Raw genomic sequence first — 23,088 nt, forward strand, 5'->3', positions numbered from 1 at the left:
ACGTCAGACGATGTACGCGGCGGCCACGAGGCCACCGATGGCGCCACCGACGAGGGGGCCGAGGACCGGCACCCAGGAGTAGGCCCAGTCGCTCGAGCCCTTGCCCTTGATGGGCAGGAGCATGTGGGCGATGCGGGGCCCGAGGTCACGTGCGGGGTTGATGGCGTACCCGGTGGGGCCACCGAGGCTGGCGCCGATGCCGACCACCAGGAGCGCCACGGCCAGGGGGCCGATCTGGGCCGGCGTCTTGCCGAACGCGAGGATGACGAACACGAGGACGAACGTGGCGATGACCTCGGTGATGAAGTTCCACGCGTACGAGCGGATGGCCGGGCCGGTGGAGAAGACGGCCAGCTTGACGCCCGCGTCCGCGTCCTCGTCGAAGTGCTTCTTGTAGGCGAGGAACGCGACGCCGGCACCGAGTGCCGCGCCGGTCATCTGGGCGACCACGTACAGGAACCCGTTCGCGGCCGTGACCGGGATGCCGGGGGCGAACTCGTCGGCGCCGCTGGTCCAGATCCCCATCGTCACAGCGGGGTTGAGGTGCGCCCCCGACTTGTACGCGACGTACACACCCGCGAACACCGCGAGGCCCCATCCGAAGTTGATGAGGAGCCAGCCGCCGTCGAAACCCTTGTTCTTCGGCAGGATGACGTTCGCGACGACGCCGGCACCGAGGAGGATCAGCATCCCGGTGCCCATCACCTCCGAGACGAAGGCATCTCCCATTGTGAAGTCCACTGTCGACCCTTTCTGACGGACGTCGTTGTCACGTGCACCCCGCGGATGGCCGCGGGGAGTTTCAGGTCCCGACCGGTCCGGAGGACCCCTTCCCGGCGGGGGATCCCGGCTTGGTGCCGGCGTTCACCGATGCGTCACCGATCATCGGCGAGACGTCGGCTGCCCGGAGCCGCACCTTCTCGGCCTCGGCGTCGTCCAGCTCCAGAGCGGCGGCGTCCTCGGCCTCGGCCCGCGCGCGGTACGCCTCGATCTCCTGGCTGCGGGTGTGCGCGTCCCAGCCGAGGATCGGGGCCACCAGGTCGCCGATCTCCTCCAGGGCGCCGACGCCCTTGTCCGCCTGCTCGTAGTTGAGCCGCGTGCGGTGCATGAGGACGTCGTCGAGGTGCAGCGCACCCTCGTGGCTGACCGCGTAGACGATCTCCGCCCGGATGTACGCGTCGGCGTGCTCCAGCGGCTCGGCGAGCGTCGGGTCGGCGTCGACGAGGTCGATGAGCTCGCCCAGCAGGGAGCCGTACCGGTGCAGCAGGTGGTCCATGCGCGGGCGGCTCCAGCCGTACTTCTGGCTGATGGCGCGGGCCTGCCGCTGGAACACCTGGAGCCCCTCGGCGCCGACCAGCGGGAGGTCGTGCGTGATGGACGGCAGGCTCGTCGCGCGGCTGCCGATGGCGAAGTCGACCGCGTCCTTGGCCATCACGCGGTAGGTGGTGAGCTTGCCGCCGGCGATGACCGTGAGCCCCGGGGCGGGGGAGGCGACCGTGTGCTCGCGGGACACCTTGGCGGAGCTGGTGCCCGCCTTGACCTGCGGCTGGAGCAGCGGACGCAGGCCCGCCCAGGTGCCGATGATGTCCTCGCGCGTGATGGGCCGGGACAGGACCGCGTTGGCGTGCTCGATGACGTAGTCGATGTCCGCGCTCGTCGCCACGGGGTGCAGCAGCTCCTGCTCCCACGGGGTGTCCGTGGTGCCGATGACCCAGTACCGCGACCACGGGATGATGAACAGGACCGACTTCTCGGTCTGCAGGATCAGCCCGGTGTCGCCGGAGATCCGGCTGCGGGGCACGACGATGTGCACGCCCTTGCTGGCCAGCACCCGCAGACCGCCCTCGGCCCCCGCGAGCGCCTCGGTCTGCTCCGTCCACACGCCGGTCGCGTTGATGACCGCCCGTGCGCGGACGTCGATGTGCTCGCCCGTCTCCAGGTCCACCACCTCGGCGCCGGTGACCGCTCCGCCGGTGGTGGTCTGCAGGTCGAGCACCTGCGTGCGGGACGCGGCGTGCGCGCCGTAGCTGACGGCCGTGCGCACCAGGGTCTCGACGAGGCGGGCGTCGTCCACGCTGGCGTCCCAGTAGCGGACCGCGCCGATCGCGGCGTCGTGCCGCAGGTCGGGGAACAGCCGCTCCATGCCCTTGCGGGTCAGGTGCCGGTGGATCGGGAGGGCGCGGCGGGAGCCGGTGACCGAGGCCAGCGTGTCGTAGAGGGCGACGCCGGCGCCGACGTAGGCCCGCTCCCAGATGCGGTTCTCCAGCGGGTACAGGAAGCTCACCGGCTTGACCAGGTGCGGCGCCAGGCGGTTGATCAGCAGGTCACGCTCGGTGAGCGCCTCGCGCACCAGGTGGAAGTCGAGCATCTGCAGGTAGCGCAGACCGCCGTGCACCAGCTTGCTGGACCGGCTCGACGTGCCGCTCGCCCAGTCCTGCGCCTCCACGATCGCGGTGGACAGGCCACGACTCACCGCGTCGAGCGCGATCCCCGCGCCGGTGACGCCGCCACCGATCACGAGGACGTCGAGCTCGCTCCCGCGTTCGGCACTCCCGCGCATGGCGTCGAGTGCGTCCTGTCGTGCCTGGGCCGTCAGCGGCGCCGTCCTCATCCGTGGTACCCCCGGTGGTTCTGTTGTCGCTCGTGCTCTGCTCGGTTCCCACTCGCCCGTGACGGGCGTGCTCGCTATCGTCGTCATGAGGCGAACGAACGCGCAACCGCGGTGCACATACGTGCACAATCGGCTGTGAGCCGGGAGGGGGTCCCCATGTACGTCGAACGCGAGCAGGACGTGCTGCGGGCCGCGTCCATGTACTACCTCCAGGACATCAAGATGGAGGTCATCGCCCGCCACCTCGGCACCTCGCGGTCCACGGTGTCCCGGCTCATCAAGCGCGCCCGGCAGTCCGGGCTGGTCGAGATCACGCTCCGGCCCGCGAGCACGCGTGCACCGGGCCTCGGTCGGACGATCGCCGCGACGTTCGGGATCGACACCTACGTGGTCCCGGTGCCCGACTCCGCCAGCCACATCGAGCGCCTGGACCAGGTGTCCATCACCGCGGCCCGCCTGCTGTCCTCCTGGTTCGACTCCGACATGGTGCTCGGCGTCGCCTGGGGGACCACCCTGGCGTCGGTGTCCCGGTACCTGGCCCCGAAGCCGACGCGGGGCTCCGCGGTGGTCCAGCTGAACGGCGCCGCGAACATGCGCACCAGCGGGATCGAGTACGCCAGCGACCTGATCTCGACGTTCGGCTCCGCGTTCGCCGCCGCCGTGCACCACTTCTCGGTGCCCGCCTTCTTCGACTACCCGGACACCAAGGCGGCCATGTGGCGGGAGCGGTCCGTGCGCCGCGTGCTCGACATGCAGCGCCGCGCGGACATCGCCGTGTTCTCGGTCGGGGCGGTCGCGGGCGCGGTGCCGTCGCACGTGTACTCGGCGGGCTACCTCGACGACGCCGACGTGAAGAACCTGCACGACGAGGGTGTCGTCGGCGACGTGTGCACCGTGTTCCTGCGCGCCGACGGGTCCTGGCAGGACGTGCACCTCAACGAGCGCGCCACCGGCCCGACCCCCGTCGAGCTCCAGCGGATCCCGCGACGGGTCTGCGTGGTGGCCGGCGACAACAAGGTGGCACCGCTCCTGGCCGCCCTGCGCGCCGGCGTGGTGACGGACCTGGTGGTCGACGAGATCACCGCCACGGGACTGCTCGATGCGGCGGAGCCGCCCCACCCGCGGCGGGTCCGCGCGCGGGTGTGAGGTAGGCACGGTGGTGCTACCGCGGGTAGCATCCGTGGGATGAAACTCAGCGTGAGCCTGTCCGAAGGGGACATCGACCTCTTGGACGACTACGTCAGGAATCACGCCGGCGCGACGCGCTCGTCGGCGCTGCGCGACGCACTGCAACTGCTGCGCGAGCGGGCCCTCAGCGATCACTACACGTTGGCGTTCGCCGAGTGGGATGAGTCCGGCGAGGCCGAGGTGTGGGATGCCGCCGCAGGCGACGGGCTGTCAGTCAGCCGATGAGCCGAGGCGAGATCTGGCTCGTCGACCTCGAGCCAGCACGCGGTGCGGAGGCGAACAAAGTACGTCCCGTCGTGATCGTCGGCCACACAGTCTCGGCGGCACGCGCGTTCGCGGCCGGGCACGGAGTAGTCACCGTCGTGCCGCTCACCAGCAACACGGCACGCGTCCTCGCCTTCCAGGTCCTCGTCACCGCTCGTGAGAGTGGGCTCGACCGTGACTCGAAGGCACAGGCGGAGCAGGTGCGCAGCATCGACGTCCGCCGGTTCGTCCGGCAGATCGGCAGCGTCGCCGGGCCGACGATGCGCGCCCTGGACGACGCGCTTCGGCTGCATATCGACCTGTAGCGCTACGCCGCTGTCGTCACCTTCGTCGGCTCGACGATGACCAGCACCTGGCCGGGCCGGACCTGGTCGCCCGGGGTCACGACGATGTCGACCACCGTGCCGCCCACCGTCGCGGTCACCGGCGCCTCCATCTTCATGGCCTCCAGCGCCAGCAGCTGCTGACCGCGCTCCACGACGTCGCCGGGGCGGACGTCGACACGGAACACGGTGGCGACGAAGGGCGCCTCGACGCCCTCGCAGCCGTCGGGGACCTCGGCGTCGGCCGTCGGGGCGGGGACGTCGGGCTCGGCCACCCTGTCGAACTCGCCCGCCGCGGCCCACGCGTCGCGCTCGGCGCCGAACGCGCTGGCCTGCTGGGCGCGGAACGACGTGATCTCCGCGTCGTGGGCCGCCAGGAACCGCTGGTGCTCCGCGATCGAGAACGTGCCTGGCTCGATGGCCACGTCGAGGCGGCCCGCGGCCATGTCGGCGCGCAGGTCCAGCAGCTCGTCGGCACCCACCGGGTACCAGCGGATGGTGTCGAAGAACCGGAGCAGCCACGGGGTGCCCGGCTCGAACGGCCGGTGCCGGGCGTGCGTGTCCCAGACCTGGATGGTGCGGCCGACGAACTGGTATCCGCCCGGTCCCTCCATCCCGTAGATGCACAGGTAGGCGCCGCCGATGCCGACCGCGTTCTGCGGGGTCCACGTGCGGGCCGGGTTGTACTTGGTGGTGACCAGCCGGTGCCGCGGGTCCAGCGGGGTGGCCACGGGGGCGCCCAGGTACACGTCGCCCAGGCCCATGACCAGGTAGGACGCGTCGAACACCGTGCGGTAGACGTCGTCGACGGAGGACAGGCCGTTGATGCGGCGGATGAACTCGATGTTCCAGGGGCACCAGGGGGCGTCGTCGCGGACGCCGGCCATGTACCGCTCGATGGCCTCGCGCGTGGCGGGGTCGTCCCAGCTGAGCGGCAGGTGGACCGTGCGGCTGGGGACGACCAGGTCGGTCGTCGCCGGCAGGGTGTGCTCGATCTCGCGGACCAGGTCGAGCGCCTTGCGCAGGGGGAGGCGCTCAGGGTCCACGTGCAGCTGGAGCGAGCGGATGCCGGGCGTGAGGTCGACGATGCCGCGCAGCCCGTCGTGGTCGACGCGCTGCTGCACCTCCTGCGCCAGGGCGTGCACGCGCATCCGGGAGGCCAGGTCCAGGGTCATCGCGCCGTACTCGACCAGCAGGTTGTCGTCGCCGCTTCGGCGGTAGGTGACCTCGGTGTCGGAGTCGGTGCGGGCGAGGATGCCGCCGTCGTCGTGCGCGTTCCTCGTCGCCCGAGGGGCTCTTTGCGGGCGCGTGCGCAGTTCGTCCGCCTCGGCCTCGTCGACCGGCACGAACCGCACGGTGTCGCCGGGTCGCAGCTGACCGAGCTTCCACAGCTGACCGAGCGCGACCGTCGCCGGGCAGGTGAACCCGCCGAGCGACGGGCCGTCGGGACCGAGCAGGATCGGCAGGTCGCCGGTGTAGTCGACCGCGCCGACCGCGTACGGGGTGTCGTGGATGTTCGACGGGTGCAGCCCCGCCTCGCCGCCGTCGGGCCGCGCCCAGGTGGGCTTGGGGCCGACGAGGCGGACGCCCGTGCGCGCGGAGTTGAAGTGGACCGCCCAGGTGGCGGCGTAGAACACCTCGACGTCGCCAGCCGTGAAGAACTCCGGGGCGGCGTGCGGGCCTTCGAGGGCGCCGATGTGCCAGGTGCCGGTGATGAGCGGTCGGTCGCTCTCGGGGACCGCGCGCGCCGTGCCGGTCGGTGTCGCGATCGCCAGCTGGTCGCCCGGCCGCAGCGGCATCCCGGTGGCGCCGCCGATGCGGCCGAGGTCAAACGTCGCCGCCGAGCCGAGCACCTGGGGGACGTCCAGACCACCCCTGACCAGCAGGTACGTGCGCATGCCGGTCGCGGGAGCGCCGATCGCCAGGATGCCGCCCGCCGGGACCTCGACCGGCTCCCACTGGGGGACGGGGACGTCGTCGAGGGTGATCGCGGCCGGTGCGCCCGTGACCATGACCGTCGCGCCCGTGACGAACCGGAGCTCCGGGCCGGCCATCGTGCACTCCAGGCCGGGGGCGCCCTCGGGGTTGCCGAGCGCGGTGTTGCCCAGCCGGAACGAGAGGTCGTCCATGGGCCCCGACGGCGGGATGCCGACGTGCCACAGGCCGGTGCGACCGGGCCAGTCCTGCACCGTCGTGAGCAGCCCGGGGCGGAGGACCTCGAGGCGCGGCGTCTCGTCGCGGAGGTTCGCGAGGGTGCCGGTGTGGTGCCGGGCGGCGGCCACGTCGGGGGCGTGCACGATCGTGCGGAGCAGGCCCAGGTTGGTCGCGATGCCCGTCAGGCGGGTGTCGTCCAGCGCGACGCCCAGGGCGTGCCAGGCGCTCTCGCGGTCGGCGCCGGCCGTGACGACCTTGGCCAGCAGCGGGTCGTAGTGGGTGGAGACCTCCGTGCCGGGCTCGATCCAGGTGTCGACGCGCACGCCGTCCGGGATCTCGAACGCGGTGACCGTCCCGGCGCTCGGGAGGTGGTCGCGGTCGGGGTTCTCCGCGTAGACGCGAGCCTCGACCGCGGCGCCGCGCGGGTGGAGCGGGGCGTCGACGACGGTCCTGTCTCCCTGGGCCAGCCGGATCATCCAGGCGACCAGGTCGATGCCGAACACCGCCTCCGTGACCGGGTGCTCGACCTGGAGGCGCGTGTTGACCTCGAGGAACGCCGCCTCGTGCCGCTCGGCGTCGTACACGAACTCGACCGTGCCGGCCGACCGGTAGCTCACCGACTCGGCGAGCGTGCGGGCGGCGTCGTCGATCTGGGACCTCACGTGGGTGGGGAGCCTCGGGGCGGGTGCCTCCTCGACCACCTTCTGGTGCCGACGCTGGAGGGAGCAGTCGCGGTCGCCCAGGGTCACCACGCGGCCGACGCCGTCGCCGAACACCTGCACCTCGACGTGCCGGGCGGCCGTGATGAGCCGCTCCAGGTAGACGCCGGCCGACCCGAACGCGGCCCCGGCGGTCCGGCGCACCGCCTCCCACGCGGCGACCAGCTGGTCGGGGCCGTGGCATGCCCGCATGCCGATGCCGCCGCCACCCGCCGTGGCCTTGAGCATGACGGGGTAGCCGATGGCGGACGCCGCCGCGACGGCCTCGTCCAGCGTGTCCAGCAGGCCGGTGCCCGCGAGCATCGGCATGCCGACCGCGCGGGCCGCGTCGCGGGCGGTGTGCTTCGAGCCGAAGAGCTCCAGCTGCTCCGGCGTCGGACCCACGAACGCGATCCCCGCCGACTCGACCGCGCGAGCGAACGCCGCGTTCTCGCTGAGGAACCCGTACCCGGGGTGGATCGCGCCGGCGCCGTGTGCGAGGGCCGCCTCCAGCAGGAGGTCCGCGCGCAGGTACGACTGCGGCGCGGGCGCGGGGCCGAGGCGGACCGCCACGTCGGCCAGGTGCACGTGGGCGGAACCCGCGTCGGCGTCGGAGTAGACCGCGACCGTGCGCAGCCCGAGGGCCCGGGCGGTGCGCAGGATCCGGACGGCGATCTCCCCGCGGTTGGCGACGAGCAGGGTGTCGAACGTCAAGACGAGATCACCATCCGCACCGGCGTCGGGTCGAAGCCGTTGCACGGGTTGTTGATCTGCGGGCAGTTGCTGACCATGACCAGCACGTCCCGCTCGGCGCGCAGGGACAGGGACAGGCCGGGCGCCGAGATGCCGTCCACGATCCCGAGCGCACCGTCCGGGTCCACCGGCACGTTCATGTACCAGTTGATGTTCGACACCAGGTCGCGCTTGCCCAGCCCGTACCGGCCTCCTTCGGCCAGGAAGTTCTCCACGCAGGCGGGCTGCGCCCAGGTGTGGTGGCCGTACCGCAGGGTGTTCGACTCCTTGGAGCAGGCGCCGCCGAGCGTGTCGTGCCGGCCGACCTCGTCGGCGACCACGGTCATCAGCGGGCCGTACTCGCAGTCGCGCAGGACCGAGCCCGTGGTGAGGAACACCGAGTCCTGCCCCTGGATCGTGTCGGGCGCGCTGTACCGCAGGCTGGTGTCGGCGGCGTCGAACACCAGGAAGTCGACCGCCTGGTTGCCGCCCAGGTCGACGATCGTGAGCACCTCGCCCGCGCGCACCACGGCGGACCAGGGGGCGCGGGCGGGGACGACGGTGTCGAGCAGCGTGGTCATGCGAGCCCCCGTGCGGTGAGGTCGGCGAGCGTGTTGACGAAGGCGCGGCGACCCTCGGGCGTGGCGGTCCAGAGCGGGTCGGTGTCCGTCGTCGGCTCCCCGCGCCAGGCCAGGACCTCCAGCGGGGTACTCACGTACTCGCGCGGGTCCAGCGGGTGCGCCGTGTTGGCGACGAGCAGCAGCAGCGGCACCTCGGCCCGCAGCGTGAGCGAGGCGCCCGGCCCCGCGGAGCCCTCGAACACCGGGCGGCCGTCGTCGTCGATCCGGACCCCCTGGAAGAACGAGATGCTCGGCGGCAGGTCGCGGCGCGCGAGGTCGTGCTTGGCCGCCGCCAGCGCGAACAGCTCGCGGCCGGCCGGCGTCGGACCCTGCGCGCTGCCGTCGCCGTAGCGCTCCTCGTTCCGTGCCCTCGACGACGTGCCGTAGAGGGCGTCCTGGTGGGCCGACGTGTCACCGACGATGCTCGCCAGCACGCGTCCCTGGTCGCTGAGCAGCAGGTGGCCGGCGGTCAGGTAGACCTGCCACTGGACCTTGACAGTGTCGGCGACGTTCAGCCGCTCCCACGGTCGGTCCGACCGGTAGGCCAGCAGGTGGGCGCAGGCATCGCCGGCGAGGTCGGTGAGGCGGACGAGCGTGCCGCGGGCGACCGCGAGGTGCGTGTACCCGCCGCCCGCGACGACCTCGGCGTGCACGAGCGTGGCCGGGTCGACCTCGCTGGGCGGCGTTGGCCAGTCGCGCGCGGGGCGGACCGGAAGGGTGGGGACCGTGCCGGCGGCGGCCGCCTCCTGCGCGCGGGCGTGCTCCCGGGCGCCGGCCGTGGTCCCGGTGGTGGTGGCGGTCATCGCGTCCTCGATTTCTGTCGACTGACAGAAACAGGCTGGTGTGCGGAGGTTCCCGGCCGGTCTCCGCGAGGTAAACCTCCTGTTACGGGCCGGTGGTAGCGTCGGCTCGCCATGGCACGCAGACCCGGTCGACCGCGCGCGAGCGGCGACCCTGACGGTGAGCGCGACACCCGTCGCGACGTGCTCGACGCCGCCGCCGCCCTGTTCTGCACGGTCGGCTTCACGTCCACCAGCACCCGCGCGATCGCCGACGCAGCCGGGGTCCGCCAGGCCTCGATCTACCACCACTTAGCCGGCAAGGACGCGATCCTCCTCGAGCTCCTGCTCGGCACCGTCCGCCCGTCGCTGGACCTCGCCGACGCCCTCGTCGCCGGTGCCGAGCCCGCCGCCGCCCGCCTGTGGGCGCTCGCGCACGCGGACGTCGGCCTGCTCAGCGCCGGACCCGTGAACCTCGGCGTCCTGTACGTGCTGCCCGAGGTGGCCGGCGAGCAGTTCGCGGAGTTCCACGCCCTGCGCTCGCGGCTGCGCGCCCGGTACAGCGAGCTCGCGGCGACCGCGTCCGACGACGCCGACGACCGCGGGGAGCTCGTTCTCGGGCTGGTGGAGTCGGTGATCCTGCGTCGGCGCGACACCCCGGACCTCGATGTCGCCGCCGTGCAGGACGCGGTGGCCGACGGAGTGCTGCGGTTGGTCGGCTGCACGCCGGCCGAGATCGCCGCTGCCCGCACGCTGCCGGTGTCGCTGGGCGTCTGAGCCCTCGCGCGCGTCACGCGAGTGCTGCGGACGCCGAATTAACACAAGCGTTTCGTGCGTGCAGCGGATCCGACACAGGCCGGGTGGTCAATGATCCTGTCGGCCGACAGAAACTCCGGGCCGGCGGTCGGTCGATCCCCCCTCGCCCCCCGGAGCCCCCATGATCATCGCCGGAGTCGGAATCTCCGTCCTCGCCGTCGTCCTCGTCGGCATCGTCGTCGCCCGCAAGGTCGACGGGGACAGCGCCAACTACCTCGTCGCCGGCCGGCGCCTGGGCGTCCCCCTGGTGGCGGCCTCCCTGATGGCCGCCGCGGTCGACTCGAACGCCACGGTCGGCAACACCGACCTGTCGGCGTCGTTCGGGTTCTGGGCCGGGGCGTCCCTGGCGATCGGGCTGGCCATCTGCCTGCTGCTGACCGGCCTGTTCCTGGCCAAGCCGATGAACCGGATGAAGCTGTTCACGCTCGCCGACTTCTACCGGCTGCGCTACGGGCGCGGGGTCGAGGTGGCGTCGTCGGTGTTCATGATCTTCGCGTTCGCCATCCTCATGGCCGGCAACCTGGTGGCCTGCGGGTTCCTGCTGGAGCGGTTCCTGGGCCTCGACTACACCGTCGGGGTGCTCGTCGCGGTCGCCCTGGTGCTCGTCTACACGATCGGCGGGGGCATGTTCTCCGACGCGTACACGGCCGCCATCCAGATCGTCATCACCATCGCCGCCACGGTCAGCCTGGTCGTCTGGTTCGGCGCGACCTATGGCTTCGAGGTGGCCGACGGGATGGGGCCGTTCGACGTCGAGCAGCTCACGCAGACCAGCGCGGGGGCGCCGATCAACTGGGCCACGCTCGTCGCGCTCGGCATCGGGGACATCGTGGCCATCGACTTCATGCAGCGGATCTTCGCGGCCCGGAACCCCGAGACCGCGCAGAAGTCCTGCTTCACCGGCGCGGCAGGCACCGCGATCATCGGCGTCGCGTTCGCCATGGTCGCCCTGTCGGCGTCGTCGGTGCTCGGTCTCACGACGGACGCCGGGCCGATCCTGTTCCAGCTCCTCGACGACTACGCACCCGCCGGCCTGACCGTGCTGGTCCTGTCCGGGATCGTCGCGGCGTCCTTCTCGACCGCGTCGGGGGCCATCCTCGCGACCTCCGCCGTAGCCGTCCGGAACATCGTCGGCGTCCGCCGCGTGGTCTCCGTGAAGGAGGAGGGCGTCCGCGACCCGCTGCTGCTGTGGACCCGCGTCGCGATGATCCCGATCGTCGTGCTCGGCGTCTCGGTGGCGCTCAAGGTGGCCCAGACCGGCATCCTGCTGACGCTCGCGTTCGACCTCATGCTCGCCGGGCTGCTGGTGCCGTTCATCCTCGGGCTGTTCTGGAAGCGTGGCGGCACCCGTGCGGCCGTCGCCGCGCTGGTGGTCGGCGTCGGCGTCCGGCTGGTGCTCTTCGTCCTGACGCCCACCGTCTACGGGGTGCCCAACGACGTCTGGTACATCCCGAACGACCTCATCGACGCCTCGTTCGACGGCTGGCCGACGTTCTGGGGCTTCGGTGCCTCGCTCCTCGCGTACCTGGTCGCCGCCGCGCTCTGGCCGCGTACCGTGACCGAAGAGGCCTGGGCCATCGCGGACGGGATGCCCGACGAGACCGTCCCGGCACCGCGGGGGGCGGAGCCCGAGCCCGCCGTGTGAGCCGCTCCGCGTGGGCGCCCGCCCCGCGGCTAGGTTGTCCCGGTGTCCTTCCGTGTCCGCCCCGCCCTGCCCGCCGACGTCCGTGCCATCCGCGCGCTCGTGGAGCCGTACGCCGCCGAGCGCATCCTGCTGGCCAAGGAGTGGGTCGGGTACTACGAGTCGGTGCAGGAGTTCCTGGTCGCCGAGGAGGACGGGGCCGACGAGGGAGCAGTCATCGGCTGCGGTGCGCTGCACGTGATGTGGCAGGACCTCGCGGAGATCCGCACGCTCGCCGCCGACCGCACGTTCCGCGGGACCGGCGTCGGCCACGCGCTGCTCGACGCCCTGCTGGACCGCGCCCGGGAGCTGGGACTGCGCCGCGTCTTCTGCCTGACGTTCGAGGTCGCGTTCTTCGAGTCCCACGGGTTCCACGTCATCGAGGGCACCCCGGTCACCCCCGACGTCTACCTCGAGCTGCTGCGGTCGCACGACGACGGCGTCGCCGAGTTCCTCGACCTCGCGCGCGTGAAGCCGAACACGCTCGGCAACACCCGGATGCTCATCGAGCTGTAAATCGGTGGGCGGCACGGTCCGCGTCGGGCACGCTCAGGGCGTGACCACCTACCTGGCGACCGAGCGCCTGTCCATGCGCCCCTTCACCGCCGACGAGGCCGACCTGCTGATCGAGCTGGACAGCGACCCCGAGGTGATGCGCTACCTCAGCGGAGGCGAGCCGACCCCGCCCGAGCTCGTCCGCGAGCGCGACCTGCCGAGCCTCCTGCGGGGCTACGAGCGGTGGGACGGGAAGTTCGGGGTGTTCGCGGCGTTCGAGAAGGACACCGGCGCGTTCGTCGGCTGGTTCTGCCTGCGCCCCGAGCCGGGTGGTCCGACGGACGAGGTCGAGCTCGGGTACCGGCTGCGCCAGGACGCGTGGGGCAAGGGGTACGCCACCGAGGGGTCGCGTGCCCTGGTGGACAAGGCGTTCTCGGAGCTCGACGTGCGCGTGGTCTGGGGCGCGACGATGTTCCTGAACCGTGCCTCGCAGAAGGTGATGGAGAAGGTCGACATGACCGTCGCGGAGAAGCTCGACACTCCCGAGGACATGCTGATGGTCGAGGGCTCCGAGCTCGGTGGATTCCGGTACGAGATCACCGAGGCACGGTGGAAGCAGCGGGACCAGCGGTAGGGCCGCTCAGCCGATCACGAGCTCGATGCCGTCGGCGGTGTTGCGCAGGTCGGTGACCGGGCGCAGCGTGCCGTCGGGGAGGCGGACCGAGATCGTGTCGGGCGCCCCGAGCGGTCGCGTGGCCCGCATGGTCTGGAGGTGCAGGACCAGAGCTGACGCGGAGATCACGGGCGTGCCGCCCGGCTGCCACACCGGTGCGGGTGGGGGTGCCGGTGCGTCGGCCACCGCCAGCTCCGCGCGCACCCGGTCCAGGAACGCGTCGACCTCCTGCTGGTCGTAGCCCTCGCGCCACTTGGTGGTCTGGAACCGGATCCCGTCGATCAGCTGCGCGGTCACCGGCTTCGTCGCACGGCCCGCTCCCTCGCGCTCCTTGAGCGTGTCGGCCACCCGGTCCAGGAAGTCGTCGACCTCGTCCTGGTCGTAGCCCTCGCGGAACTTGGTGGCCGCGAACTTCTGGTTCAGGACCTCGGCGGAGGTGAGCATGACCGCATGCTCCCACGCGGTCAGGCCGGGAGCCGGTACGTCGGGGGGTCGTCCTCGCTGACTGCCGCGTCCCGGGCGACCAACCCGTCGGCCACCAGCCCGTCCACGCAGCGGGCCAGCTGGCGGGCGTCCGGCCAGACCGCGTCGACCGCGGCGGCCGGCACCGGACCGAGGGCGTCGCGCAGCAGGGCCATCACGCGGCCGCGCACCTGCCGGTCGGTGCCGGCGAACGACTGCGACCTGCGCCGGCCCGCGTGCTCGTCGGCCGGTCGGCCCGCGGCGTACCAGGCGCACACGTCCCGCACCGGGCAGGCGTCGCACCGAGGGGACCGGGCGGTGCAGACGAGGGCACCCAGCTCCATCGACGCGGCGGCCCACCGGGCGGCGGTCGCGTGGTCGTCGGGCACGTACAGGGCGGCGCGCCGGACCTCGTCCACGGTCTGGCTCGGAGCCGGGAGCGCGACGCCGTCGACCGTGCGGGCCAGCACGCGCCGGACGTTGGTGTCGAGCACCACCGACCGCCGCCCGTACGCGAACGCAAGCACGGCCGCCGCGGTGTACGAGCCGATGCCGGGCAGGGCGAGCAGCTCGGCCTCCGTCGACGGGACCACCCCGCCGTGCCGCTCGACGATCGCCCGCGCGCACTCCTGCAACCGGAGCGCCCGGCGCGGGTAGCCCAGCCGGTCCCACGCGCGCAGCACGTCCGCGGTCGACGCGGCCGCGAGGGCCTCGGGCGTCGGCCACCGGCTCATCCATGCCCGCCACGCCGGCTCGACGCGGGCCACCGGGGTCTGCTGGAGCATCACCTCGCTGACCAGCACGCCGAAGGGCGTCCGGTCGGCCGCGCGCCACGGGAGGTCGCGCGCGTGCACGCTGAACCAGGCGAGCACCGGCTCGCGCAGCTGGGCGGGGGACGGCGGCACCGCAGCATCCTGCCTCACGCGGTGCCGGGGGGCTGTCCGAGGTCGTGGCTACCGTGGGCGCCATGACTGAGCTGCGGGCGGCACCCTGCGCGAGCGTCGACGACGCGATCGCGGTGATGGAGGGCCCCGGGGACCCGGGCAGGTGCTTCTGCCAGTTCGACCGGGTGCCGAACTCGCAGTACCGGGCCATGTCGGTCGAGGAGCTGCAGGGCCGGCTCGCTACCCGGATCACCGAGCCCGGAGCGAGCCCGGGAGTGGTCGCGGCGCTCGACGGCGACCCGGTCGGGTGGGCGTCCGTGGCGCCGCGGTCGGAGTTCCCCCGGATCCGGACCAGCCCGTCGATGACCACGCGCGAGCTGAGAGCGGACCTCGACGACCCCGGGATCTGGGCCGTGACCTGCTTCGTCGTGCGGACGGGATTCCGGCGGCAGGGGGTCGCCGGTGCGCTGCTCGCCGCGGCCGTCGAGCACGCCCGGGCGTCCGGCGCCCACACGCTGGAGGGGTATCCGCTCGAGCCGGGTGCGCGCAGGCTCTCGTCGGCTGACCTCTACCGGGGGACCGTGAGCCTTTTCCTCGCGGCCGACTTCGACGTGGTGGCGCGCCCGAAGGACGGCCGGGCGATCGTTCGCCTCGCTCTCTGAGCGCTTCCGCGCGTCTGCCGCGCGGGTCGGGTGGCCTGCCTCTACGGTGGTCGCGCCGCGGGATCGCGTGGCGAAGTCGATCGGGCCCGGAGGACGCATGAGCGAGTCGCGACGCCTCCCCGCCCGTGTCTACTGGGTGCGGCGGCTGGTGGTGCTCGGCATCCCGCTGCTCATCGTGGCGGTCGTGGTGTGGCTGGTCGCGGGGCGCGGCTCCGGCGAGGACCCGACGCCCGGCGCGCAGACCACGTCCGCTCCGGCCGCCGAGCCGACACCGAGCCAGACGCCGACCGACGACGACGGGGTGGCCGACTGCGCCGCGGCGGGCCTGGCCCTGGCCATGACACCGGACGCCGTGTCGTTCGCCGCCGGGGTGAGCGCCACCTTCACGGTCTCGATCACCAACACGAGCGCGGTGCCCTGCCTGGTCGACGCGGGCGAGGTCCAGCGCGAGATCGTCATCACGTCCGGCTCGGACCGGGTGTGGTCCAACCGCGACTGCGTCGTCGCCGGCACGGAGAAGCGCACGCTCCTGCTTCCCGCCGGCGGCAACGACACCACCCCGTTCGCGTGGAACCGGGTCCGGTCGGCGGAGGGCTGCCCGCAGGGCCTCCCGACGCCCGGCGCGGGGACCTACTCGGCGCAGCTCAGCCTGGCGGGTGCTGCGGCTCCGCCGGCCGTGTTCGGACTGGGCTGAGGGTCTGCTCGGCCAGGTCCGTCGCGCGTGACTCGGTGACTCCCAGCATGAGCAGGCTCGTCACGATCACCGCGGAGACGTCGAGCTCCGTCCGGGACAGGTCGTCGTCGGCGATCGTGAACACCGCCGACCAGGCTGCCTGGCTGAGGACGCCCGCGGGGAGGTACCGCCCGAACACCCCGCTGTCCTGGCCTCGTCCGACCAGCAGCGCAAGTGCCTGCTCGACCTCGCCGAGCAGGGCGTGGATGTCCTCACCGAACTCGCCGCGCCGCAGGACCACGAGCACCCGGTAGCGGTGCGTCAACGGCCACAGGTGGGCGATGAAGTCGGCCCACGCCACGTCGGCTGGTTTGTCGGCCGGGGCCTCCTCGGCAAGGACCGCCGCAATCTCGCCGACCGCGCGTCGCGCGAGCGCCACCAGAAGGTCGGACCGGGACGGGAAGTACCCGTACACGGTCCGTCTGACCACGCCCGCAGCCGAGGCGACATCGCCCATGCCCGCGTCGGGGGTCTTCCCGAGGACCTCGATCGCCACGTCGAGGAGTCGCTCCCGGGTGTCGCTGCCGCGAGGGCCGGAGGTCTCGATCTGCATGGCTCCATGATTGCACACCGGTGTGCAATCGACCTAGAGTGCACACCGGTGTGCAACGTGCACCGGAGCCGAGGGGAAGAACACCATGACCGCATCCCGTCCCGCACCCGCAGACCTCCGCCCGTTCCGCGTCGCCGTCCCGGACGCGGAGATCGCCGACCTCAAGGACCGGCTCGCGCGGACCCGCTGGCCCGACCCGCAGACCGTCCCCGACTGGTCGCAGGGCGTCCGCGTGGAGAACGCCCGGTCGCTCGTCGCGTACTGGGAGAGCGAGTACGACTGGCGCCGCTTCGAGTCCGAGCTCAACTCCTACCCGCAGTTCCTGACCACGATCGACGGGCTCGACATGCACTTCCTCCATGTCCGGTCGACGAACCCCGACGCGCTGCCCCTGCTCCTGACGCACGGCTGGCCCAGCTCGGTCGCCGACTTCCTGTCGTTGATCGGGCCGCTCACGGATCCCGTGGCGTTCGGAGGGGAGATCACCGACTCCTTCGACGTCGTCATCCCGTCGCTCCCGGGTTTCGGGTTCTCCGGCAAGCCGACCGACGCGGGCTGGGACGTCACGCGCATCGCTGGAGCGTGGGCGGAGCTCATGCGCCGGCTCGACTACCCCTCCTGGTCGGCCCACGGCGGCGACTGGGGGGCGGCCGTCACCACGGCGCTGGGCGCGATGCGGCCTGAGGGCCTCCTCGGGATCCACCTGAGCACGCCGTACGCGTTCCCGGAGCAGATCCCCGAGACGCTGACCCCGGAGGAGCGCCGCGCGGTGGACGGCCTGGCCCTCTACGCCGGCCCGCTCGGCGGGTCCAACCACCTGCAGGGCACCAAGCCGGAGACCGTCGGATTCGCACTGGCGGACTCGCCGGCCGGCCAGGCGGCGTGGATCTACGAGAAGTTCCAGTCCAAGACGGACAACCACGGGCTCGCCGAGGACGCCCTCAGCATCGACACCATGCTGGATGCGATCTCGCTGTCCTGGTTCACCAACAGCGCGGCGTCCTCCGCCCGGATCTACTGGGAGAACCGCTCGGCGACCATGGCCGGTCCGAGGCTCTCGCTGCCGGTCGCCGTGACCGTCTTCCCACAGGACATCCCGCGGCTGCCCAGAAGCTGGATCGAAGGCGCGTACAGCAACCTGATCCACCTCGGCGAGGCGGACAGGGGCGGACACTTCGCTGCTCTCGAGCAGCCCGAGATCCTCGTCGACGAGCTCCGGACCGCTTTGAGAACCCTGCGAGGGGCCTAGACGTAGCGCTCGAGGATGCTCGACTCGGCGAGCCGGGACAGTCCCTCGCGCACGGCCCGGGCGCGCTGCTCACCGACGCCGTCGACGGCCATGAGGTCCTCGATGCCGGCGGCCAGCAGCTTCTGGAGGCCGCCGAAGTGCGCGACCAGGCGGTCGACGATGGCGCCCGGGAGGCGGGGGACCTTGGACAGCAGCCGGTAGCCGCGCGGTCCGGCGGCCGCGTCGAGGGCGTCGCCACCCCCGGGCAGGCCGAGCACGCTGGCGATCTTCGCGTTGTCGAGCAGCTCGGTGGAGTCCAGCTCCGCCAGCTCGTCGAGCACCGTGTCCACGTCCCGGCGGCTGGTGTCGACGTAGTCGCGGATGATGAGCGCCCGGTCGGAGCCGATGCCGCCCACCAGCTCGTCCAGCTGGAGGGTGAGCAGGCGGCCGTCGGTGCCCAGCTCGACGACGTAGCCCTCGATCTCCTCGGAGATGCGGCGGACCATCTCGAGGCGCTGCACCACGGCGGACACGTCGCGCACCGTGACCAGGTCCTCGATCTCGAGGGCGGACAGGGTGCCGCTGACCTCGTCCAGCCGCGACTTGTAGCGCTCGAGGGTGGCCAGGGCCTGGTTAGCGCGGGACAGGATGGTGGTCGAGTCCTCGATGACGTGCCGCTGACCGCCGACGTACAGCGCGATGATGCGCATCGACGCGGAGACCGACACCACCGGCAGGCCGGTCTGCTTGGCCACGCGCTCGGCGGTGCGGTGCCGGGTGCCGGACTCGGACGTCTCGATGGTCACGTCCGGCAGCAGCTGGACGGCCGCGCGCAGGATCCGGGAGATGCCCGCGTCCACGACGACGGCACCGTCCATCTTGGCCAGCTCGCGCAGGCGGGTGGCGGAGAACTCGACGTCCAGGACGAAGCCGCCGGAGCAGATGCTCTCGACGGTCTGGTCGAACCCGAGGACGATCAGCGCGCCCGTGCGTCCGCGCAGGATCCGCTCCAGACCGTCGCGAAGCTCGCCACCCGGGGCGACGGCGGCGAGCGTGGACCTCAGGAGGTCATCGGAGGCGTGCAGGTGCGACGGCACGGTTGCATGGTAACGATGGGCGGGCTCGACGGTCGTCGCGAACCGCAGGGCGGACTGGTCGGCCGCGCAAGTTCGCTCGTTCGACACGCTCACACGGACCGCGGGGGTCCCGTGCTGTCGCGCACCACGAGGTCGACCAGGATGCGGTGCTGCTCCGGCACCGGGGCCTCGCCCGCGCGGAACCGCGCGATCGACGAGGTCAGGGCGGCTGCGGCGGCCTTGCCCTTGGCGGCGAAGTCCTGGTGGACGGTGGTCAGCGCGGGGCGCAGGCGGCGGGCGAGGGGGGAGTCGTCGAACCCGACGACCGAGAGGTCCTCCGGGACGCGCAGGCCGAGCTCCTCGGCGGCGTGCACGACCGCCGCGGCCATCAGGTCGGAGAAGCACAGGACCGCGGTCGGCCTGTCGGGGGCGGCCAGCAGCCCGCGGGCTCCCTCCGAGACGAACGGCTCCGCGTTGTCGTGGACCTCCATGACGACCGGCACCACCCCGGCTGCGTCCAGCGCGGACATCCAGCCGATCTGCCGCTCGCGTGCGACGAACCCCGATCCGGCGGTGGACGGGTCCGGCGCGAAGCCGGGAGGCACCGTCGGGTTCATGGTGAGGATGCCGATGCGGCCGTGCCCCAGGGCGAGCAGGTGCTCGGCGCCGAGCCGCGCGCCGTGCTGCTCGTCGAGCAGCACGCTCGCCGCGCCCGCGACGGGCTCGCCGTCGACGAACACGAGCGGCAGCCGGCGCTTCACCAACCAGTCGACCGCGGGGTAGTCGCCGGCGCAGCCGTACACGAGGGCGCCGTCCATGGGGATGTCCCGGGCGGGGATCATGCCCGCCGAGCCCGTCGAGGGCAGGAGCACCACCGCCATCCCCGTGGGGGCCAGCTCCTCGGCCACCGCCCCGAAGAACGCCGCGGCGATCGGGTCCCGGAACGCGGTGCCGACCGACTCGGTCAGCAGGACCCCGACCGCGCCCGTGGTGCCGCGGGCGAGTGCCCGGGCGGACGGGTCGGGACCGACGTAGCCGAGGTCGGCGGCGGCCGCGAGGATCGTGCGACGCATCTCCGCCGAGAGCTGGTCCGGGCGGGAGAAGGCGTTGGAGACGGTCATCCGGCTGACGCCCACGCGGTCGGCGATCGTCTGAAGCGTCACCCGGGACATGACGCCACCCTGTTCCGCTCCATGCGGGACAGGGTAGGTCGCCGGGGCCTGTCCCCGGGAGGCGACGGTCATCGCGCGGGGTAGCCCTCGCAGCCGTTCGCGGGGGCGATGGTGTCGGCCAGGTGGTGCAGCGCTCCTGCCAGGCTGCGGCGGGTGCGCGGTGCGCGGGCTCGGCGGACGCGCGGGATGCGCTCCGGCTCGGGCACCTCGGGCGCCCAGGGCCGTGCGCTCTCGGCCTCGTGCCGCGCCGCGGTCACACCGAACAGCAGTCCGAACTGAGGGGTGTCCATCGACATCAGGGGTTCTCCTGTCGGTCTCGATCTCTTCTGTACCGATAAAGTAACCCTTGGTCTCTATACCGGTCAAGAGGAAAGTCGGGTCCGATTTCTAGCGACGGGCGCTGCCGGCAAGATCCGGCACGAGCCCGGCCGCGGTCACGGCCTCCCCGAGGTCCGCGGCCGTGAGGACGGTCAACCCGGCCGGGGGCGTCGCACCGTCGAGCGCCCCCGCCGGCACGATCGCGCGCGTGAACCCCAGCCGGGCCGCCTCCGCGAGGCGCCGACCGACGCCGGACACGGTCCGGATCTCCCCGGCGAGCCCGACCTCCCCGATGGCCACGAGCCCGCGGGGCAGCGGCACGTTCTCCCGCGAGCTGACGGCTGCGAGCGCCAGCGCCAGGTCCGCCCCCGGCTCCATCACCCGGGCGCCCCCGATGGTCGACACGTACACGTCCTGGTCCGCCAGCCGCGCGCCCAGCCGGCGCTGGAGCACGGCGAGCACCATGGCCAGCCGGCTGCTGTCGACGCCGCTGGTGGTGCGCCGCGGGTTGGGCACCGCGCTGGGCGCGACCAGCGACTGCACCTCGACGACGAGCGGCCGGCGGCCCTCCAGCGTGACGGTGAGGCAGGTGCCGGGCACGGCGTGCAGCGCCTGGGAGATGAACAGCCCGCTGGGGTCCGCCAGCCCGACGATCCCGGACTCCGACAGGTCGAAGCAGCCGACCTCGTCCGTGGGGCCGTACCGGTTCTTGGTGGCCCGCAGCATGCGCAGGCGCGAGTGCCGCTCACCCTCGAACTGGCAGACGACGTCCACGAGGTGCTCGAGCGTCCGCGGTCCGGCGACCGACCCGTCCTTGGTCACGTGCCCGATGAGCACCACCGGCAGGTCCCGGGCCTTCGCCGCCTGGATCACCGCGCTGGCCACCTCGCGCACCTGGGACACGCCGCCGGCGGTCCCCTCGACCTGCGCGGACGCGATCGTCTGGATGGAGTCCAGCACCAGCAGGTCCGGGTCCACCAGCTCGATGTGGCCGAGGACCGCGCCGAGGTCGGTCTCCGCGGTGAGCAGCAGCCGGGGATCGAGCGCGTGGATCCGGCCCGCCCGCAGGCGCACCTGAGCGGCCGACTCCTCGCCGGTCACGTAGAGGACCGTGCGGCCCGTCCGTGCCGCGCGGGCGGCCACGTCGAGCAGCAGGGTGGACTTGCCGACGCCCGGCTCCCCGGCCAGCAGCACGACGGCGCCGGGTACCAGGCCGCCGCCGAGCACCCGGTCCAGCTCGTCCACCCCCGTGGGCCGCGCCCGCGCGGTCTCGACGTCGATCTGGTCGATGGGCCGGGCGGGGGACCGCAGGGGAGAGGTGGCGACCGTGCGCGGTGCGCCGCCGCCGGGACCGGTGTCCTCGACGACCGACCCCCAGGACTGGCACTCGCCGCACCGGCCCACCCACTTGCCGGCGGTCCACCCGCACTCGGTGCAGCGGAACGCGGGACGGGTGCTGCGGTCGGGGCGCTTCGAGGCGGTCGAGGTCACGCGTCGCACGGTAACCGGAGCGTCTGACACGGACCCCGCACGCCACGGCCGATCCGCGTTCCGGCATCGTGCGTCGTCGGACGAGCGAGCGTAGGTAGGCTGCGGGGCGTCCGGCGAGGGTTCGGGCGACGCGATGCAAGGGGGAGCCCCGATGAGCGACACCGGCCGTCCCGGCCCCGAACGACCTGTCGGCCAGCCGGTGCCGCCGATCTCGAACTGGCAGGCGGCGCAGCAGCAGCCGCCGACAGCACCGGTCCCGGGCGCCCCGGCCTTCCCGTCCCGGCCCGCCGGACCGGTCGCGGGGACCCCCGCGTCGTTCGCCGCGCAGACGTTCGACCAGGAGCCCGACAGCGTCCCGGCCGCCTCCGGTCGCCCCCGCTGGCTGATCCCGGCGATCGTCGGGGTGATCGTGCTGGTCGCTGCCGCGATCATCCTCGGGATCGTCCTCAGCTCGAAGGGCGACACCGACGCGGCGCCTCCGGCCGTCGCGACGACCATCCTCCTGCCGTCCCCGACGCCGACCGTCGAGCCCGTGGCGCGTCCGGCCACCACCGCGTTCGCCTCCGCGCTGCCGCTGACCGTGCTCCAGTACGCCCTCGCGACGTCCGCTCCCGACGCCGAGTGGCAGGCCGCGGGCGCCCTCGAGGCGTACACCGAGACGTACACCGACGGTGGCAGCGGCACCGTGACCGTCCGCTCCGGCCAGTGGGAGACGCCCGCCGAGGCGACCGCGTTCGCCGCCGGCCTGGTCGCCGCGGTCCCGCCCGCACCCGCCCCGGACCCGTCCGCCTCGCCCACCGGGCCGACCCTCCCGCAGACCGGAGACGTCACGGCAGGCGGAGCGGTGGCCGGCACGTACTCGATCGTCGACGCGGGTGACGGCACCGGCGTCGCGGTCTGGACCAACGGCACCACGGTCTTCCGGGCCACGGCCCCGCTGACGGACATCGTCGACCTCTACAACGCGTTCCCGCTCTGACGGTCGAGAACACCCTCGGTCGCGTCCTGGTGTCCAGGACCGCGACCGAGGGTGTTCTCGTCAGTCGGCGGCGATGATCGACAGGATGTTGCCGGCCGGGTCGGTGAACCACGCGATCAGCGGGCCGCCGCCGCGGAACACGTAGTCCTCGTCGGTCTGCACCGGCGTGCCCTCGTACCGCTCGAACGGCACCCCGCGCCCGCGCAGCTCCGCCACGGTGCCGGGAACGTCCTCGACCGGGAAGTTCAGCACCGTGTAGGTGGCGGGCACGTGGGCCGGCCCCTTCGGGTAGACCAGGACGTCGTGACCGCCCTGGAAGTGCAGGGAGAGCATCCCGTTCTCCTCGGTGACGTCGAGGCCGAGCGCGTCCGCGTAGAACGCCTTCGCCGCCGGGACGTCGTCGGTCGAGAATCCACTGAACGCCTTGCTGAGGTCCGCCATGGCCACTCCTCCGGTACGGGGTCGAAGAACCCGACCAGGCTCTCGCGAGACCGGC

24 protein-coding genes are annotated in these 23,088 nt (G+C 72.8%); 11 read left to right on the plus strand and 13 right to left on the minus strand.

Annotated features, from left to right (window positions below):
• Window positions 1–3 precede the first annotated feature (3 nt).
• Together ACO06A_RS10420 and ACO06A_RS10425 are read right to left on the minus strand one after the other, a co-directional pair.
• On the minus strand, window positions 4–729 hold the full coding sequence (locus ACO06A_RS10420; RefSeq protein ID WP_421735931.1) for an MIP/aquaporin family protein: 726 nt from the start codon (window positions 727–729) through the stop codon (window positions 4–6).
• Between the two features lie 73 nt (window positions 730–802).
• Window positions 803–2,611 carry an FAD-dependent oxidoreductase gene (locus tag ACO06A_RS10425; RefSeq protein ID WP_421735932.1) on the minus strand — a complete coding sequence of 603 codons (1,809 nt, stop codon included), beginning with the start codon at window positions 2,609–2,611 and terminating at the stop codon, window positions 803–805.
• A gap of 156 nt (window positions 2,612–2,767) precedes the next feature.
• On the opposite strand from ACO06A_RS10425, the gene ACO06A_RS10430 reads away from it, so the two are divergent.
• From ACO06A_RS10430 to ACO06A_RS10440, 3 genes are read left to right on the plus strand one after another with little or no spacing between them, the layout of a single operon-like run.
• On the plus strand, window positions 2,768–3,757 hold the full coding sequence (locus tag ACO06A_RS10430) for a sugar-binding transcriptional regulator (RefSeq protein WP_175347271.1): 990 nt from the start codon (window positions 2,768–2,770) through the stop codon (window positions 3,755–3,757).
• A gap of 39 nt (window positions 3,758–3,796) precedes the next feature.
• Entirely contained in the window at window positions 3,797–4,024 is a 228-nt protein-coding gene (locus tag ACO06A_RS10435) for a ribbon-helix-helix domain-containing protein (protein WP_421735933.1), read from the plus strand.
• Window positions 4,021–4,368, plus strand: a complete 348-nt coding sequence (locus tag ACO06A_RS10440; protein WP_421735934.1) for a type II toxin-antitoxin system PemK/MazF family toxin — start codon at window positions 4,021–4,023, stop codon at window positions 4,366–4,368. The genes ACO06A_RS10435 and ACO06A_RS10440 overlap by 4 nt, the downstream gene beginning before the upstream one ends.
• Before the next feature lie 2 nt (window positions 4,369–4,370).
• Here the strand turns inward: ACO06A_RS10440 and uca are convergent, their stop codons facing one another.
• Genes uca through ACO06A_RS10455 form a run of 3 tightly spaced genes read right to left on the minus strand, consistent with a single transcriptional unit; the run spans window position 4,371 to window position 9,393 of the window.
• Complete coding sequence (gene uca / locus ACO06A_RS10445; RefSeq protein WP_421735935.1) at window positions 4,371–7,952, minus strand: urea carboxylase; 3,582 nt, start codon at window positions 7,950–7,952, stop codon at window positions 4,371–4,373.
• Window positions 7,949–8,551: an urea amidolyase associated protein UAAP2 gene (locus tag ACO06A_RS10450; RefSeq protein ID WP_421735936.1), complete on the minus strand. Its 603-nt coding sequence runs from the start codon at window positions 8,549–8,551 to the stop codon at window positions 7,949–7,951. Before ACO06A_RS10450 ends, uca begins: the two co-directional genes overlap by 4 nt.
• Complete coding sequence (locus ACO06A_RS10455) at window positions 8,548–9,393, minus strand: urea amidolyase associated protein UAAP1 (RefSeq protein ID WP_421735937.1); 846 nt, start codon at window positions 9,391–9,393, stop codon at window positions 8,548–8,550. The genes ACO06A_RS10450 and ACO06A_RS10455 overlap by 4 nt, the downstream gene beginning before the upstream one ends.
• Before the next feature lie 111 nt (window positions 9,394–9,504).
• Here ACO06A_RS10455 and ACO06A_RS10460 point away from each other — a divergent pair, with 111 nt between their 5' ends.
• The 4 genes from ACO06A_RS10460 (at window position 9,505) to ACO06A_RS10475 (ending at window position 12,995) form a co-directional block, all read left to right on the plus strand.
• Window positions 9,505–10,146, plus strand: a complete 642-nt coding sequence (locus ACO06A_RS10460; RefSeq protein WP_421735938.1) for a TetR/AcrR family transcriptional regulator — start codon at window positions 9,505–9,507, stop codon at window positions 10,144–10,146.
• A 160-nt stretch (window positions 10,147–10,306) separates the two neighbouring features.
• The gene (locus ACO06A_RS10465) at window positions 10,307–11,830 is read left to right on the plus strand and encodes a sodium:solute symporter family protein (protein WP_421735939.1); all 1,524 of its coding nucleotides are present in this window, start codon (window positions 10,307–10,309) and stop codon (window positions 11,828–11,830) included.
• A 42-nt stretch (window positions 11,831–11,872) separates the two neighbouring features.
• A complete protein-coding gene (locus ACO06A_RS10470; protein WP_421735940.1) occupies window positions 11,873–12,382 on the plus strand; it encodes an amino-acid N-acetyltransferase in 510 nt (169 codons plus the stop codon).
• A gap of 40 nt (window positions 12,383–12,422) precedes the next feature.
• Window positions 12,423–12,995 (plus strand): GNAT family N-acetyltransferase, encoded by a 573-nt coding sequence (locus tag ACO06A_RS10475; RefSeq protein WP_421735941.1) that lies wholly within the window; start codon window positions 12,423–12,425, stop codon window positions 12,993–12,995.
• Between the two features lie 6 nt (window positions 12,996–13,001).
• Here ACO06A_RS10475 and ACO06A_RS10480 read toward each other — a convergent pair whose 3' ends face one another.
• Both ACO06A_RS10480 and ACO06A_RS10485 read right to left on the minus strand, forming a co-directional pair.
• A complete protein-coding gene (locus tag ACO06A_RS10480; RefSeq protein WP_421735942.1) occupies window positions 13,002–13,478 on the minus strand; it encodes a DivIVA domain-containing protein in 477 nt (158 codons plus the stop codon).
• A gap of 20 nt (window positions 13,479–13,498) precedes the next feature.
• Window positions 13,499–14,401, minus strand: a complete 903-nt coding sequence (locus tag ACO06A_RS10485; RefSeq protein WP_421735943.1) for an A/G-specific adenine glycosylase — start codon at window positions 14,399–14,401, stop codon at window positions 13,499–13,501.
• 62 nt (window positions 14,402–14,463) lie between these two features.
• On the opposite strand from ACO06A_RS10485, the gene ACO06A_RS10490 reads away from it, so the two are divergent.
• Entirely contained in the window at window positions 14,464–15,042 is a 579-nt protein-coding gene (locus ACO06A_RS10490; RefSeq protein WP_421735944.1) for a GNAT family N-acetyltransferase, read from the plus strand.
• A gap of 97 nt (window positions 15,043–15,139) precedes the next feature.
• Window positions 15,140–15,736, plus strand: a complete 597-nt coding sequence (locus tag ACO06A_RS10495; RefSeq protein ID WP_421735945.1) for a hypothetical protein — start codon at window positions 15,140–15,142, stop codon at window positions 15,734–15,736.
• Here ACO06A_RS10495 and ACO06A_RS10500 read toward each other — a convergent pair.
• Entirely contained in the window at window positions 15,687–16,328 is a 642-nt protein-coding gene (locus ACO06A_RS10500) for a TetR/AcrR family transcriptional regulator (protein ID WP_421735946.1), read from the minus strand. The two genes, ACO06A_RS10495 and ACO06A_RS10500, sit on opposite strands and share 50 nt — an antisense overlap.
• Window positions 16,329–16,413: 85 nt before the next feature.
• On the opposite strand from ACO06A_RS10500, the gene ACO06A_RS10505 reads away from it, so the two are divergent.
• Complete coding sequence (locus ACO06A_RS10505) at window positions 16,414–17,577, plus strand: epoxide hydrolase family protein (RefSeq protein ID WP_421735947.1); 1,164 nt, start codon at window positions 16,414–16,416, stop codon at window positions 17,575–17,577.
• Here the strand turns inward: ACO06A_RS10505 and disA are convergent.
• The 4 genes from disA to radA all read right to left on the minus strand — a co-directional run bounded on the left by disA (window position 17,574) and on the right by radA (window position 21,613).
• On the minus strand, window positions 17,574–18,653 hold the full coding sequence (gene disA / locus ACO06A_RS10510; RefSeq protein WP_175347290.1) for a DNA integrity scanning diadenylate cyclase DisA: 1,080 nt from the start codon (window positions 18,651–18,653) through the stop codon (window positions 17,574–17,576). The two genes, ACO06A_RS10505 and disA, sit on opposite strands and share 4 nt — an antisense overlap.
• Window positions 18,654–18,742: 89 nt before the next feature.
• Window positions 18,743–19,804 (minus strand): LacI family DNA-binding transcriptional regulator, encoded by a 1,062-nt coding sequence (locus ACO06A_RS10515; RefSeq protein WP_421735948.1) that lies wholly within the window; start codon window positions 19,802–19,804, stop codon window positions 18,743–18,745.
• Between the two features lie 68 nt (window positions 19,805–19,872).
• Window positions 19,873–20,094: a hypothetical protein gene (locus tag ACO06A_RS10520; RefSeq protein ID WP_421735949.1), complete on the minus strand. Its 222-nt coding sequence runs from the start codon at window positions 20,092–20,094 to the stop codon at window positions 19,873–19,875.
• Window positions 20,095–20,191: 97 nt separating this feature from the next.
• A complete protein-coding gene (gene radA, locus ACO06A_RS10525) occupies window positions 20,192–21,613 on the minus strand; it encodes a DNA repair protein RadA (RefSeq protein WP_421735950.1) in 1,422 nt (473 codons plus the stop codon).
• Window positions 21,614–21,764: 151 nt separating this feature from the next.
• Between radA and ACO06A_RS10530 the strand changes: the two genes are divergently transcribed.
• Entirely contained in the window at window positions 21,765–22,592 is an 828-nt protein-coding gene (locus tag ACO06A_RS10530) for a hypothetical protein (protein WP_421735951.1), read from the plus strand.
• 60 nt (window positions 22,593–22,652) lie between these two features.
• Here the strand turns inward: ACO06A_RS10530 and ACO06A_RS10535 are convergent, their stop codons facing one another.
• Window positions 22,653–23,033 (minus strand): VOC family protein, encoded by a 381-nt coding sequence (locus ACO06A_RS10535; protein WP_421735952.1) that lies wholly within the window; start codon window positions 23,031–23,033, stop codon window positions 22,653–22,655.
• Window positions 23,034–23,088: the final 55 nt, after the last annotated feature.

It is taken from the genome of Cellulomonas sp. (genome assembly GCF_965229465.1).
Taxonomy (GTDB): Bacteria; Actinomycetota; Actinomycetes; order Actinomycetales; family Cellulomonadaceae; genus Cellulomonas.